Below are 13,313 nucleotides of genomic sequence, written 5' to 3'. Positions count from 1 at the left end.
TGCGGAAATGGGGGTACGACATGCGGGTGTTGCTGTCGACATACGGTGGCCGCGGTGACGTCGAACCGCTCGTCGCGCTCGCGGTGCGGCTGCGCGAATCCGGCGCGGAGGTGCGAGTGTCCGCACCGCCGGATTGGGCCGAGCGGTTCGCGCGGTTCGATCTGGAGTTGACGCCGCTCGGCGCATCGGTGCGGGACCTGCTGCACGCGAAGACGGCGCCGTCGGTGGCGGATGTGCCGAGGATGGCGGCCGAGTTGATGGCCGACCAGTTCGCCAAACTGCCGGCGGTGGCGCAGGGGTGCGACACGGTGGTGGCGACGGGTCTGTTCCCGGTCGCGGCCAGCGTGCAGTCGGTGGCCGAGAAGCTCGGGGCCCGTTACGTCTACGCGGCCTACTGCCCGGTCTTCCTGCCGTCGCCGCAGCGCCGGCCGATGCCGGCGCCCGGCAAGCCCCTGCCCGCGGACGTGACCGACCCGGGAGAACTCGACGCGATCAGCATCCGGAACTACAACGAGGTGTTCGGCGAGGCGCTCAACGCCAACCGGGCGTCGCTCGGGTTGCCGCCGGTCGACAACGCCCGCGACCAGGTCTTCACCGATCACCCATGGGTGGCGGCGGACCCGGTCCTGGCGCCGGCGGACCCGGGCCTCACCCAGCCCGGTGCGTGGACCCTGCCCGACGAGCGCCCGCTGCCGGCGGCGCTGGAGGCGTTCCTCGACCAGGGCACGCCACCGGTGTACGTGGGCTTCGGCAGCATGCGGGCGCCGGCCGACATCGCACGGATCGCCGTCGACGCGATCCGTGCGCAGGGGCGGCGGGCCGTTTTCGGTGGCGGTTGGGCCGGTCTGGCACCGATCGAGGAGTGGGACGGCTGTTTCGCCGTCGACGAGGTCAACCAGCAGGCGCTGTTCCGGCGGGTGGCGGTGGCCGTCCACCATGGCGGCGCCGGCACCACGACGGCGGCCGCCGCGGCCGGCGTGCCGCAGGTGGTGGTGCCGCAGATGGCCGACCAGCCCTATTTCGCGGCTCGGGTGGCGGAACTGGGCATCGGCGTCGCGCACGACGGTGCGACACCGACGACGGAGTCGCTGTCGGCGGCGCTGGAGCGCGCCCTGACCGCCGACACCCGCACCCGGGCGGCCGCGGTGGCACCGACGATCCGCACCGACGGCGCCACCGTGACCGCGCGGCTGCTGGTCGAGGGGCACGGCCACGAGAGTTAATGCCGGCGTCGCTGAAGCATCACCTGGATGTCGGGACGGCAGGGTTGGCTCGGGCGACTGCTGTCATCCGAACTAGGAGCGAACCTCGTGCCCACATCTCGTCGCGCCCTGCTCGGCGCCGGCGCTGCCGGGGTCGGCCTGGCTGTCGCCGGTGCCGTTCCCTCGCTGGCCCAGGCCAACCCGGGCCGGCCCCGCCCGGCCGCGGGCAACACGCCGTTCCCGCCGCTCGTCGACGACCCCAACGGCATTCTGGCGCTGCCCACGGGCTTCAGCTACGCGATCGTCACCCGGACCGGCGTGACCAAGCTCGACCACGGCCAGGGTCGCACCCCGTCGGACCACGACGGCATGGCCGTGTTCGACGCCGGCCACGGCCGTTACACCATCATCCAGAACCACGAGATCGACCCGGGCGCCGAGCACGGCGTACCGCATGTCAAGGGCACCGTGTACGACCCCAGCGCGGTCGACGCCGGCGGCTGCACGGTGATCACGACCGACCGCGCGGGCCGCAACCTGGGCGAGTTCGTCGGCATCTCCGGCACCGTCTCCAACTGCGCCGGCGGTCCGACGCCGTGGGGGTCGTGGCTGACCTGCGAGGAGACCGACGACCGCGCCGGCGACCAGTGGGAGGAGGGCGACCGGTCCGGCGTCTTCCAGAAGGACCACGGCTACGTCTTCGAGGTGACGGCCGACGGCAAGGCCGACCCGCGACCGATCAAGTGCCTGGGCCGTTACGCCCACGAGGCGGTGGCGATCGGCAAGGACCGCACCAGCGTCTACCTCTCCGAGGACGCCGGCGGCCCCAACGGCCTGTTCTACCGGTGGACCGCGCCGCGCGGCGTGAAGCTCGGCCCGGGCGTGTTCACCGGCCTCGCGCCGAACGCCGGCGTGCTGGCGGCGATGGCGATCGTCATGGACGACGGTTCGGTGCTGCCGGACGTGGCCTATCTGACCTCCGCCCAGCTCGGCCGCCCGTTCCCGGTGCGCTGGGTCGAGGTGCCCGAGCGCGACGCGCAGTCGAAGGCGGTGCGCGAGCAGTTCGCCGACGGCCAGGTGACCCGCGGCAAGAAGTTCGAGGGCGTGTGGGGCACCGACGAGGGCGTGTACGTCGTCAACTCCTACGCCTGGGACGAGGGTGAGCTGCCGGCCGACGCCACCCCGCACGACGGCATGGTCTGGTTCTACAACTACCGCGACCAGACCATCCAGTTGGTTACCTACTTCCCGCACCAGCCCACGGCGGAGGACGGGTCGGCGGCCAAATACACCGACCTGACCTTCGACGGGCCCGACAACGTGACGGTCACGCCGTGGGGCAGCCTGGTGCTCGCCGAGGACGGCGCGGGCGCGTCGCACGTGCTCAGTTCGTTCCCGGGCGGCCCGACCTACGCGATCGCCCGCAACCAGCTCAACGACTCCGAGTTCTGCGGCCCGACCTTCACGGCCGACGGCAAGGTGCTCTTCGTCAACATGCAGGACCCGGGGCTGACCCTGGCCATCACCGGCCCGTGGGAGAAGTACCTCGGCTGACGGCGCGAGCGGTGGGGGTCGGGCGACCGGCCCCTATCGCCGTCACCGGGCCATCCACTGCCAGATGTGGGTGCCGTGGTCGCTCGGGTCGTTGCGGGCGACGTAGATCCACGACCAGTGGCCCGGGAACTGGTGACCGTTCCAAATGACGTGGTCGTAGAGCGACAGGATCGAGCCCGGGATCAGCTCGTGCGCGTGCACCGTGTTCGCCTCCGGCGGCACGGTGTCGTCGTCGCGCGAGGCGACCAGCCAGGTCGGGGTGCCGATCGCGGCCAGTTCGGCGTCGGTGATCATCACCGGGCCGCCCGGGTCGAGCGACTCGACGACGCCGCAGATCGGCACGGACGCGGCGAAGGTGCGGGGGTAGGTCGTGGTCATCTTCAGGCTCATGTAGCCGCCGTTGCTGCAACCGGCGACGTAGATCCGGTCGCGGTCGATGTGGTGCCGGCGGGCGAGGTCGTCGACGATCTCCATGATCAGCGGTGCGAAGCGCGGGCCGTCTTCGAGCCAGAACGACGTGCTCTGCGGCGCCACGACGTACGCCCCGCGGAAGATCCGTTGTGCTTCGTCGGTGGCGAAGCCGAGCGCGCCGCGGTTGGCCCGCAGCGTGGTCTCGTTGTCGTAGTAGTTGTCGGGCAACGAGGCACCCTCTCCCCCGCCGTGCAGCCAGACGATCAGCGGCCGCTGGCCGCGCCGGTCGGTGGGCGAGAACAGCCGGTATTTCATGCCCGAGCCGGACGTGTGGTAGCTGAACCGGTCGACCTCGGGGTTGACCAGCCGGCCCTGCACGAAGCTGTCGATCACGAGCGGGCCCCGGCCGCGTACGACGACGGGTGTGTTCTGGGTGATCGTGTAAACCAGGTCGAGCTGGACGTTGCGGCCCCTGCTCAGGATGTAGCCGAGGGTGCCGCCGCCGACCTGGCCCTCGGCGAAGCTCAGGTCGAGCACGATGTCGCCGTGGCGGTCGAGCCGGGCAGCGGTCACCGGTCGGTCGAGGTCGTATTCGCTGAAGATCTGGTCGCCCGGCGCGATCGGGATCGGGCTGGTGGCCTTCGCGTGCACGCTGAAGGTGCCCGTGGTCAGGCTGGCCGGGTCGATCCGGCCAAGGCGGCTGGTGTCGAGGGTGACCGAGGTGACCTGCTCACCGCCGTCGAGCACGGTCGCGTCGAGGGTGAACCGGACCCGGGTCGACGAGCCGGCCTGTGCGACGCCCGGCAGCGACAGCCCGGCCACGGCACCCGCTCCGGCGGTCAGGATCGTGCGACGGCTGATCGGCGTTGCCATGCGATTCCCCTCACTTCGACGCTTATCGCTTCGAAGTCGGTCTATCACAGGTGCGGCGCCGGGTCGAGCCGGGCGGGCAGGCCGAACGCCGCGACGTGTGCCGCGCCGACGAACGCGTTGATCTCCGCGATCCGGCCGTCGACGATCCGCAGCACGTCGACCACCAGGCCTTCGTAGCGCGCGCTGCCCTCCGCGCGGAGGTAGTTGACCAGCGCCGGCCGGCCGTTGGCCCGGACCGGGACCGTGCGCCAGTCCAGCGGCCGGGCCAGGAACGCCGCCACCGCGTCGGCGCCGACGACCGGCGGGTCGGGCGGCATGGTGATCCGCACGTCGTCGGCGAGCAGGATGCGGATCGACTCGGCGCCGGACGCCTCCCGGTATCGGCGCAGGATCTCCTCGTCGCCGGCGGTCAGCACCGGGCGGCGCCAGTCCTGTGGATCGGCGGGCGCGTGGCCGCGGACGGTCCGGCGGGCCCGCTGGACCAGGCTGTTGGCGGCCGGGACAGCCACGCCGAGGACGGCGGCGACCTCGCCTGGTGTCCAGCCGCTGACGTCGCGCAGCACGAACGCGGCGCGCTGCCGGGGTGGCAGGTACATCAGGGCCGCGATCAGCGCGAGTTCGACGATCTCGGCGCCTTCGACATCCGCGGCGACGTCGGGGTAGGGGCCGATCGCCGTGCTCCACTCGAGGATGTCGCTGGCCGGTGCCGTGCGCCGCTCGGCCGCCTTGCGGGTGTCGAGGAAGGCGTTGGTGGCGATGCGGTAGAGCCAGGTGCGCACCGAGGCCCGCCCCTCGAAGCGGTCGCGGGCCCGCCACGCCCGCAGGAAGGTCTCCTGGGTCAACTCGTCGGCGTCGGCGACGTTGCCGGCGAGCCGGTAGCAGTGCGCGTGCAACTCCCGCCGGTGGTCGTCGAAGGCCGCCGCGAGCCAGCCGGGTGCGCTCACGGGCGACAGGCTACCGATGACAGCTGACGGGTTGCCTCGTCGGTACCGGCAACGAACCGCTTGACCGTCGAGGAGGAACCATGACACCGCAGGTTGTCGACCGTGGCACCTGGCTGCGCGCGCGGGCCGCGCTGCTGACCCGGGAGAAGGCACACACCCGCGAGGGCGACGCGATCGCCGCCGCTCGCCGCCGGCTGCCGATGGTCGAGGTGGACCCGACCGTCACGCTCGTCGGCGCGAACGGGCCCACGGCCCTGCACGACATCTTCGAGGGGCGCGACCAACTGCTGGTCTGCAAGCACATGTGGCACCGCGGGAAGAGCTTCGCCGAGCAGTGCCGGGGCTGCACGGCGACGGTGTGGAACTTCCAGGATCCGACCTATCTCGAGGCGCGCGGCGTCACGTTCGCCGTCTGGTGCCAGGGCCCCTATGACGAGTTCGCGCCGTACCGCGATTTCATGGGTTATCCGACGCCCTGGTACTCCGTCGACGGCATCGACGTGCCCGGCATCTCGGACGGGTGGATCACCACCTACCTGCGGGTCGGTGACCGGATCTTCCAGACCTACGAGACCGACGGCCGCGGCTGTGAGGTGATGATGCCGGCCCTGCGGCTGCTGGACCTGACCGTCTACGGGAGGCAGGAGCAGTGGGAGGACTCGCCGGCGGGGTGGCCGCAGGATCCGACCCAGAGTTGGTTCGTGCGGGACGGGCGGCCGATCCCGCAGTGGACCCGCCTAATGCCGGGTTCGGCTGAGGTCGGCGCCGATTGCGGCTAGACCGGTAGGTATGAGGATCGCCCCGCCGCCGGACACACTGCCCCGGGCCATCCAGGCCCGGGGCGTACGGCACAACACCCTGCGCGACCTGAACGTCGACGTCCCGCTCTGGCGTACCGTCGTGATCGCCGGTGTGTCCGGCTCGGGCAAGACCTCGCTGGCCATGGGCACCCTCTACGCCGAGGGCCTGCACCGGTTCCTGGAGGGCCTGAGCACCTACAGCCGGCGCCGGCTGACCCAGGCCGAGCGGCCGGACGTGGACCGGATCGACCACCTGCCGCCGGCGCTCGCGTTGCGGCAACGGCCGCCGGTACCCGGGCCGCGCAGCACGGTCGGCACGATGAGCGAGGTGCTCAACGTGTTGCGGCTGATCATGTCGCGGCTCGGCACCCACCGCTGCCCCAACGGCCACGCCGTGCCGCCGTCGATCGCCACGCAGGCGATGGAGATCCAGTGCCCGGTGGACGGCGTGCGGTTCGCGCCGCCGAGCGCGGAGTCGTTCGCGTTCAACTCGATCGGGGCCTGCCCGGGCTGCAACGGCATCGGCACCCGGTTCGACGTCGACACCGACGCGCTGGTCCCGGACCCCGACAAGACGATCGCCGACGGCGCCGTGCTGCCGTGGAACGTGGGCGGGCGCCGGGTGAGCATGTTCGCCGCCGGCGAACTCGGTGTGCGGCTCGACGTGCCCTACCGGAAGCTGACCCGCAAGGAAAAAGACTTCGTGCTGCACGGGAAACCGGTCAAGCAGTTGGTGGTGGTGTCGGGGCGCAACGGGCGGCAGGTCCAGCTCAACGTCACCTACGACAACGCGGTGACCGCGGCCCAGAAGTCGGAGAACAGCAGATATCTCGTCTCGCACACCTGCCCCGTCTGCCACGGCACCCGGTTGCGCCCGGAGGCGTTGACCTCCAGTCTCAACGGCCGCAATCTGGCGGAGATCAGCGCGCTCGACCTCGACCACCTGGTCGCGTTCGCCAACGACCTGCCGCCGCTGATGCCGCCGGAGCTGAGCCGGCTGACGACCGGGCTGGTCGGCGAGTTGACCGGCGCGATCGGGCCGCTGATCGACCTCGGCCTGGGCTATCTGGGCCTCGACCGGGCCGGCGCCACCTTGTCGACCGGCGAACGGCAGCGGATCGAACTGACCTCGACCGTACGCGCGAACACCGCCGGTATGCTCTACGTGCTCGACGAGCCGTCGGTCGGCCTGCACCCGAGCAACGTCGAGGGGTTGCGCAAGACGATTGCCGCGTTGACCGGCAACGGCAACACCGTGGTCATCGTCGAGCACGATCTCGACCTGATCCGCACGGCCGATTGGGTGATCGAACTCGGTCCGGGCGCGGGCCGGCTGGGCGGCACGATCGTCGCCGAGGGCACGCCCGACCAGATCCAGAAAAACCGCAAGTCGATCATCGGTCCGTTCCTGAGCGGCGGGCCGGCGGTCTCCCGCCCGCCCCGGCCACTTCCCCGCGAGCGCGCCACGATCGCCGTGCGGCGGCTCTACAACCTGCGCAACGTGACCGTCGGGTTCCCGGTCAACCGGTTGACCGCGCTGGCCGGCCCGTCCGGCGCCGGCAAGACCGCGCTCGTGCTCGACAGCCTGATCCCGGCCGCCCGCGCGCGGTTGGCCGGCGACCCGTTGCCCGAGCACGTCACGCGTTGACGCTGGGCTCGATCCGCCAGGTCGTGGAGATCGACGCGACACCGATCGGCCTGAACGCTCGGTCGACGCCGAGCACCTACTCCGGCGCGTTCGACGCCATCCGCAACTACTTCGGTGCCGCGTCGGGCCGCCCGGCCGGCCACTTCTCGTTCAACACCAAGGAAGGGCAGTGCCCGACCTGCCGCGGGATCGGCTCGATCGACCTCGACGTGCAATACCTGCCCGACATCAACGTCGAGTGCCCGACCTGCCACGGTGCCAGGTTCAACGACGAGACGCTGGCGGTACGCGTGGACGGGCTCACGATCGCCGACGTGCTGGGGTTGACCGTGCGCGAGGCGGTGGAGCGGTATGCGGCCGTGCCGACGATCGTCCGCCCGCTGCGGCCGATGGTCGACGTCGGCCTCGGTTATCTGAAGCTGGGCGAGCCGACGCCCTCACTGTCGGGCGGCGAGTCGCAGCGGTTGCGCATCGCGGCCCGGTTGCGCAGCAGTCAACGCGACGTCCTTTATGTACTCGACGAGCCTTCGACGGGGCTGCATCCGGTCGACATCCGCACCCTCGTCGGCGTCTTCGACCGGCTCCTGTCCGACGGGGCGACCATCATCGTGATCGACCACGACCTGGACGTGCTCGCGGCGGCCGACCACGTGCTCGACATGGGCCCGGGCGGTGGCCCCGACGGCGGCCGCGTCGTCGCCCGCGGCACGCCGGCCGAGGTCGCGGCCGATCCACACAGCGTCACCGGGCCATGGCTCGCGGCCCACTCGGCCGTCGTGCGGGCGCCATCGAACTAACGAGCGCGATCCAAACTTGAGCTGTTCCAGAAAAGTGGCCTAAGGTCTATCAGCGTGACGGTGGACTCCCAGACGCGGCTGCGGTCGGTCTCGTTGCGGGTGACCCGGCCTCGGCTGGCGGTGCTCGCCGTCCTGAACGACCACCGACACGTCGACGCCGAGACCGTGTTGGCGCTGGTGCGCGCCGGTCATCCCGAGGTCTCCCGGCAGACGGTATACGACGTGCTGCGGGCGCTGACGAACACCGGCCTGGTGCGGCGGATCCAGCCGGCCGGTGCGACCGCCCGCTACGAGGCCCGGGTGGCCGACAACCATCACCACGTGGTGTGCCGCTCCTGCGGCGCCATCGCCGACGTCGACTGTGTCGTCGGCCATGCACCCTGTCTCACCGCCTCGGGCGATCACGGCTTCGTGATCGACGAGGCGGAGGTCGTGCTCTGGGGTTCCTGCCCCGCCTGCGCGACCGCCCGTTTCCCCCAGTGATCGGCCAGTTCGGAAGGAAGCACATGAGCGACACCCAGGACCAGACGGCCGGCTGCCCGGTCGCGCACGACTCGGCCACCGCGCACGGCAGCGAGAGCGAGAACCCGGCGATCGACTCGCCGACCCCGAAGACCGGCGGTCGTCCGCGCACCAACCGGGACTGGTGGCCCAACCAGCTCGACCTGTCGGTGCTGCACGCCCAGCCGGCCAAGGGCAACCCGCTCGGCGAAGACTTCAGCTACGCCAAGGAGTTCGCGAAGCTCGACCTCGCGGCCCTCAAGCAGGACATCGTCGACGTGCTCACCACCTCCCAGGACTGGTGGCCGGCCGACTTCGGCCACTACGGCGGCCTGATGATCCGGATGAGCTGGCACGCCGCCGGCACCTACCGCACCCACGACGGCCGCGGCGGCGCGGGCGACGGTGGCCAGCGGTTCGCACCGCTCAACAGCTGGCCCGACAACGCCAACCTCGACAAGGCCCGCCGGCTGCTGTGGCCGGTCAAGCAGAAGTACGGCCAGCAGATCTCCTGGGCCGACCTGCTCGTGCTCGCCGGCAACGTCGCACTGGAGTCGATGGGCTTCAAGACCTTCGGCTTCGGCTTCGGCCGCGAAGACGTCTGGGAGCCGGAGGAGATCTTCTGGGGCCAGGAGGACACCTGGCTCGGTGAGCGCTACGTCTCCGACACCGAGATGGCGCCCAATGTCGGCGCGACCGAGATGGGCCTGATCTACGTCAACCCGGAGGGTCCCCGCGGCAGCGCCGACCCGCTCGCGGCGGCGCACTTCATCCGCGAGACCTTCGGCCGGATGGCGATGAACGACGAGGAGACCGTCGCGCTGATCGCCGGCGGTCACACGTTCGGCAAGACCCACGGCGCCGGTCCCGCCGACGACCACGTGGGTGCCGAGCCCGAGGGCGCCCCGCTGGAGGCGCAGGGGTTGGGCTGGCTGAGCAGCTACGCCAGCGGCAAGGGCGCCGACACGATCACCAGCGGCCTGGACGTCACCTGGACCGACAAGCCGACCCAGTGGAGCAACCGCTTCTTCGAGATCCTCTTCGCGTACGAGTGGGAGCTGACCACCAGCCCCGGCGGCGCGAAGCAGTGGGTCGCCAAGGACGCCGAGGCGATCATCCCGGACGCGCACGACCCGGCGAAGAAGCACAAGCCGACGATGCTCACCACCGACCTGTCGCTGCGCGTCGACCCGGCGTACGAGCGGATCTCCCGTCGTTTCCTGGAAAACCCGGAGGAGTTCGCGCTCGCCTTCGCGAAGGCCTGGTACAAGCTGCTGCACCGCGACATGGGGCCGGTCAGCCGCTACCTTGGGCCGTGGGTCGCCGAGCCGCAGTTGTGGCAGGACCCGGTGCCGGCGGTCGACCACGAACTCGTGGGCGAGGCCGACGTCGCCACCCTCAAGGCCATGGTCCTGGAGTCGGGCCTGACCACCGCCCAGTTGGTCTCGACGGCCTGGGCGTCGGCGGCGAGCTTCCGCTCCACCGACAAGCGCGGCGGCGCCAACGGGGCCCGCATCCGGCTCGAGCCGCAGCGCAGCTGGGAGGTCAACGAGCCGGCACAGCTGTCGACGGTCCTCGACACGCTCGAGGGCATCCGGCGCAAGTTCAACGACGCGGGCGGCGCCAAGATCTCGCTCGCCGACCTGATCGTGCTGGCCGGTTCGGCCGCGGTCGAGAAGGCGGCGCGCGACGCCGGTGTCGAGGTGACCGTGCCGTTCCGCCCGGGCCGCACCGACGCCAGCGCGGAGCAGACCGACGTCGAGTCGTTCGCGGTGCTCGAGCCGCGCGCCGACGGCTTCCGCAACTACCTGCGCGCCGGCGAGAAGGCCCAGCCGGAGGTGCTGCTGGTCGAACGCGCCTACATGCTCGACCTGACCGCGCCCGAGATGACCGTCCTGGTCGGCGGCCTGCGCTCGCTCGGCGCCAACGTCGGTGGCGCGCGCCACGGTGTGCTCACCGATCGGCCGGGCGTGCTGACCAACGACTTCTTCACCAACCTGCTCGCACCCGGCACCCGGTGGAAGGCATCGGAGACCGAGGAGCAGGTGTACGAGATCCGCGACGTCACCACCGACGAGGTCAAGTGGACCGCCACCCCGGTCGACCTGATCTTCGGTTCCAACTCGCAACTGCGGGCGCTCGCGGAGGTCTACGCCAGCCAGGACGGGCGCGACCGCTTCGTGGCCGCTTTCGTCGCGGCGTGGACGAAGGTCATGGAACTCGACCGGTTCGACCTGGCCTGAGTTCGGTCTAGTTTGACGGGCCCGGCCGCTCGGCCGGGCCCGTCGCGTGTGGGCCCAGATGGCTGCGCTCGCCCTCGTGGTCGAGGATGCACAGGACCTCGGCCGGCCCGCCGTGGGCGCCGAACGCGTGCGGGACCATCGTGGAGAACTCGGCGGCCTCGTTGGTGCCGACCAGGATCGTGCGCTCACCCAGGCGCAGCATGATCGTGCCGGAGAGCACGGTGAACCAGTCGCGCCCCGGGTGCACCCGCAGGTCTTCCGGCACCTTGCGGGTGATCCGCATCTTCGCGACGGTCTGCCCCCGGTCGCGCGACAACAGCCAGGTCGTGATGCCCCGGGCCGCGTCGCGGTGGGGCCGGATCACCACGTCGTCGTCGGCGCCCGACTCGACCAGGTGGTCGAGCGTGGTGCCCAGCGCGCGGGCGATGGCCGTCAGTTGGTCCAGGGCGATCCGCCGGTGACCGGTCTCGATCCGGCTCAGCGTCGACGGGCTGAGCAGGCAACTGGCGGCCAGTTCGTCGAGCGACCAGCCGCGGGCGAGCCGCAGGGCCCGGATCCGCGACCGGACGTTGGCCTCGAGGTCTCCCTCTTGCTTCTCTTGCTTCTCTTGCTTCATACGCAAGATGTTATGCCTTTGCGGCAAGAGGTCGCTACCGTCGACGCATGGCACACGACCACATGATCGAGATGCTCGACCTGGACGCTGAGGTCCTGCACGACTACCACCGCGAGCTGACCCAATGGGTCGGCCGCGAGGCCGGCGACCACCCCCGCGTCGTCGACCTCGGCGCCGGTAGCGGCACCGGTTCGCTCGCCCTGGCCCGCGACCTACCCGGTTCGACCGTCACCGCGGTCGACGTCTCCCCCGACATGCTCGCCCACCTGCGCGCCAGGGCCGACGCCGCCGGCCTGGGCGACCGGATCCGCACCGTCGAGGCCGACCTCGACCAGCCGTGGCCCGACCTCGGCCCGACCGACGTGATCTGGGCCGCTTCGTCAATGCACCACATGGCCGACCCGGCGCGGGCGCTGACGTCGGCGTTCGGAACCCTGCGCCCCGGCGGCCTGCTGGTGATCGCGGAACTGGACTCGTTTCCCCTGTTCCTGGCCGGCACACCCGACGAAGACCTGGAGCGACGCGGCCACGCGGAGATGGCCCGCCGACGGGACGAGGCCGGCCTGCACATGCACGAGAACTGGCCGACCCGAATCAACACCGCCGGCTTCGGCGCGGTCAACGAACGCCGCTTCGACATCGACCTGCGGCCGCCTCTGCCGCCGGCGACCGCTCGCTATGCCGAGGTGTCCCTGCTGCGGATGCGCGACGCCCTGGAGGGACGGCTGGCCACCGCCGACCTGGCCGCGCTGGAAAAGGCCGCGACAGGCACGGCCACCCGCACCGACCTCAGCGTGCGCACGACCCGTACGGTGTGGCTGGCCCGCCGCTAGCTGTCTGATCCCGGCTGCGGCCGCTCGGCCTGGTCGTCGGCAGCCCGCGAAGGCCGCGCGTGGGCGGCGACCCGGAGCGCCGCCGTGCGGCGCTCGACCCGGACGCGACCTTGCTCTGGGCGCCGATCCTGGTCGGCGCGGTGCTGCGCGGTTCGGGCGAGACGCGACACAGGCAGCGCGTCGGCCGCGACCCGACAGGCGTCACCAACCACCGCCGCGCGGGGGTCGACGCGGGCCAGGCGGGCACCACCAGGTCAGCTTGGGCGATGCGGTCTTCGCCGCAGTGGCGTCCCGCTACGGCGTGCTCGACGCGGTCATCGAGGCCGAGCGGGCGGCCGGCTGGCGGGCGGCACCGGGCGGCAAGGCGGACAAGGCCCGCGCGCGTACCCGGGTCGCGGTTGCGGCCAGCGCCTTTGTCTGTGCTTCCGCGCCGTTTTCGGTCTCGCTGCGGGCGAGGTCGGCGCCGTGCTTCAGGAAACCGCGTAGCGCGGCGGCCGTGAACGCGTCGAACTCGCGGCCGTAGAGGGTGGCCGCGTGTGCCAACTGCGTCGCGGTGACCAGGCCCGGCATCTCCATGCCGGTGTGCGGGTTGGCGGGTGACAGGCCGGCCTGGTCGTGCAGCCGGCGCAACGTGGGCAGCTCCGCGTCGACGAGGGACCGCACCTGTTCGGCGGCCGCCCGCAGCGTCGGGTCCGTGGAGTGGGCCGGCACCAGGTCGAGCAGGGGACGCACCTGCTCGTCCATCGCGATGGTGATCTCGATCCAGGCCCGGTCGGTGCCGCCGAACGTGACCGGCGTGGCGGGCTGCTGTTTCGCACAACCCGCCACGCCGGACAATAGGGCTGCTGCCGCCGCGGCCAGGACGAGCCGGGGGCACGTCAGCATCGGGAG

12 protein-coding genes are annotated in these 13,313 nt (G+C 71.4%); 8 read left to right on the top strand and 4 right to left on the bottom strand.

Going from position 1 to position 13,313, the window contains the following annotated elements; genetic code table 11:
* Nucleotides 1–20 precede the first annotated feature (20 nt).
* On the top strand, nucleotides 21–1,223 hold the full coding sequence (locus AB0J74_RS18145; protein ID WP_363449183.1) for a glycosyltransferase: 1,203 nt from the start codon (nucleotides 21–23) through the stop codon (nucleotides 1,221–1,223).
* Between the two features lie 87 nt (nucleotides 1,224–1,310).
* Complete coding sequence (locus tag AB0J74_RS18140) at nucleotides 1,311–2,756, top strand: alkaline phosphatase PhoX (protein ID WP_363449181.1); 1,446 nt, start codon at nucleotides 1,311–1,313, stop codon at nucleotides 2,754–2,756.
* Nucleotides 2,757–2,798: 42 nt separating this feature from the next.
* Here AB0J74_RS18140 and AB0J74_RS18135 read toward each other — a convergent pair whose 3' ends face one another.
* Both AB0J74_RS18135 and AB0J74_RS18130 read right to left on the bottom strand, forming a co-directional pair.
* Nucleotides 2,799–4,040: a prolyl oligopeptidase family serine peptidase gene (locus tag AB0J74_RS18135; RefSeq protein WP_363449179.1), complete on the bottom strand. Its 1,242-nt coding sequence runs from the start codon at nucleotides 4,038–4,040 to the stop codon at nucleotides 2,799–2,801.
* Nucleotides 4,041–4,084: 44 nt separating this feature from the next.
* Nucleotides 4,085–4,984: an RNA polymerase subunit sigma-70 gene (locus AB0J74_RS18130; protein WP_363449177.1), complete on the bottom strand. Its 900-nt coding sequence runs from the start codon at nucleotides 4,982–4,984 to the stop codon at nucleotides 4,085–4,087.
* 80 nt (nucleotides 4,985–5,064) lie between these two features.
* On the opposite strand from AB0J74_RS18130, the gene AB0J74_RS18125 reads away from it, so the two are divergent.
* Genes AB0J74_RS18125 through katG form a run of 5 tightly spaced genes read left to right on the top strand, consistent with a single transcriptional unit; the run spans nucleotide 5,065 to nucleotide 10,973 of the window.
* Complete coding sequence (locus AB0J74_RS18125; RefSeq protein ID WP_363449175.1) at nucleotides 5,065–5,763, top strand: DUF899 family protein; 699 nt, start codon at nucleotides 5,065–5,067, stop codon at nucleotides 5,761–5,763.
* 10 nt (nucleotides 5,764–5,773) lie between these two features.
* Nucleotides 5,774–7,432, top strand: coding sequence for a hypothetical protein (locus AB0J74_RS18120; RefSeq protein ID WP_363449173.1), 1,659 nt, complete (start codon nucleotides 5,774–5,776; stop codon nucleotides 7,430–7,432).
* On the top strand, nucleotides 7,429–8,229 hold the full coding sequence (locus AB0J74_RS18115) for a hypothetical protein (RefSeq protein WP_363449171.1): 801 nt from the start codon (nucleotides 7,429–7,431) through the stop codon (nucleotides 8,227–8,229). Before AB0J74_RS18120 ends, AB0J74_RS18115 begins: the two co-directional genes overlap by 4 nt.
* Nucleotides 8,230–8,283: 54 nt before the next feature.
* Nucleotides 8,284–8,712 (top strand): Fur family transcriptional regulator, encoded by a 429-nt coding sequence (locus AB0J74_RS18110; RefSeq protein ID WP_363449169.1) that lies wholly within the window; start codon nucleotides 8,284–8,286, stop codon nucleotides 8,710–8,712.
* 23 nt (nucleotides 8,713–8,735) lie between these two features.
* Nucleotides 8,736–10,973 carry a catalase/peroxidase HPI gene (gene katG / locus AB0J74_RS18105; RefSeq protein WP_363449167.1) on the top strand — a complete coding sequence of 746 codons (2,238 nt, stop codon included), beginning with the start codon at nucleotides 8,736–8,738 and terminating at the stop codon, nucleotides 10,971–10,973.
* A gap of 7 nt (nucleotides 10,974–10,980) precedes the next feature.
* Here katG and AB0J74_RS18100 read toward each other — a convergent pair whose 3' ends face one another.
* Nucleotides 10,981–11,589 carry a helix-turn-helix transcriptional regulator gene (locus AB0J74_RS18100; RefSeq protein WP_363449165.1) on the bottom strand — a complete coding sequence of 203 codons (609 nt, stop codon included), beginning with the start codon at nucleotides 11,587–11,589 and terminating at the stop codon, nucleotides 10,981–10,983.
* 47 nt (nucleotides 11,590–11,636) lie between these two features.
* Between AB0J74_RS18100 and AB0J74_RS18095 the strand changes: the two genes are divergently transcribed.
* Entirely contained in the window at nucleotides 11,637–12,422 is a 786-nt protein-coding gene (locus tag AB0J74_RS18095) for a class I SAM-dependent methyltransferase (RefSeq protein WP_363449163.1), read from the top strand.
* Nucleotides 12,423–12,716: 294 nt separating this feature from the next.
* Here the strand turns inward: AB0J74_RS18095 and AB0J74_RS18090 are convergent, their stop codons facing one another.
* A complete protein-coding gene (locus tag AB0J74_RS18090) occupies nucleotides 12,717–13,307 on the bottom strand; it encodes a hypothetical protein (protein ID WP_363449161.1) in 591 nt (196 codons plus the stop codon).
* Between the last annotated feature and the right edge of the window lie 6 nt (nucleotides 13,308–13,313).

Source organism: Asanoa sp. NPDC049573 (assembly GCF_040676615.1).
Taxonomy (GTDB): Bacteria; Actinomycetota; Actinomycetes; order Mycobacteriales; family Micromonosporaceae; genus Asanoa.
Note: the sequence above shows the minus strand (reverse complement) of the source record. Positions and strands in the feature narration are given on the sequence as shown.

Coding starts and splice junctions, on each gene's coding strand:
- AB0J74_RS18095 (WP_363449163.1), top strand. CDS start 11,637: ATGGCACACGACCACATGATCGAGATGCTCGACCTGGACGCTGAGGTC.
- katG (WP_363449167.1), top strand. CDS start 8,736: ATGAGCGACACCCAGGACCAGACGGCCGGCTGCCCGGTCGCGCACGAC.
- AB0J74_RS18090 (WP_363449161.1), bottom strand. CDS start 13,307: ATGCTGACGTGCCCCCGGCTCGTCCTGGCCGCGGCGGCAGCAGCCCTA.
- AB0J74_RS18100 (WP_363449165.1), bottom strand. CDS start 11,589: ATGAAGCAAGAGAAGCAAGAGAAGCAAGAGGGAGACCTCGAGGCCAAC.
- AB0J74_RS18125 (WP_363449175.1), top strand. CDS start 5,065: ATGACACCGCAGGTTGTCGACCGTGGCACCTGGCTGCGCGCGCGGGCC.
- AB0J74_RS18120 (WP_363449173.1), top strand. CDS start 5,774: ATGAGGATCGCCCCGCCGCCGGACACACTGCCCCGGGCCATCCAGGCC.
- AB0J74_RS18135 (WP_363449179.1), bottom strand. CDS start 4,040: ATGGCAACGCCGATCAGCCGTCGCACGATCCTGACCGCCGGAGCGGGT.
- AB0J74_RS18145 (WP_363449183.1), top strand. CDS start 21: ATGCGGGTGTTGCTGTCGACATACGGTGGCCGCGGTGACGTCGAACCG.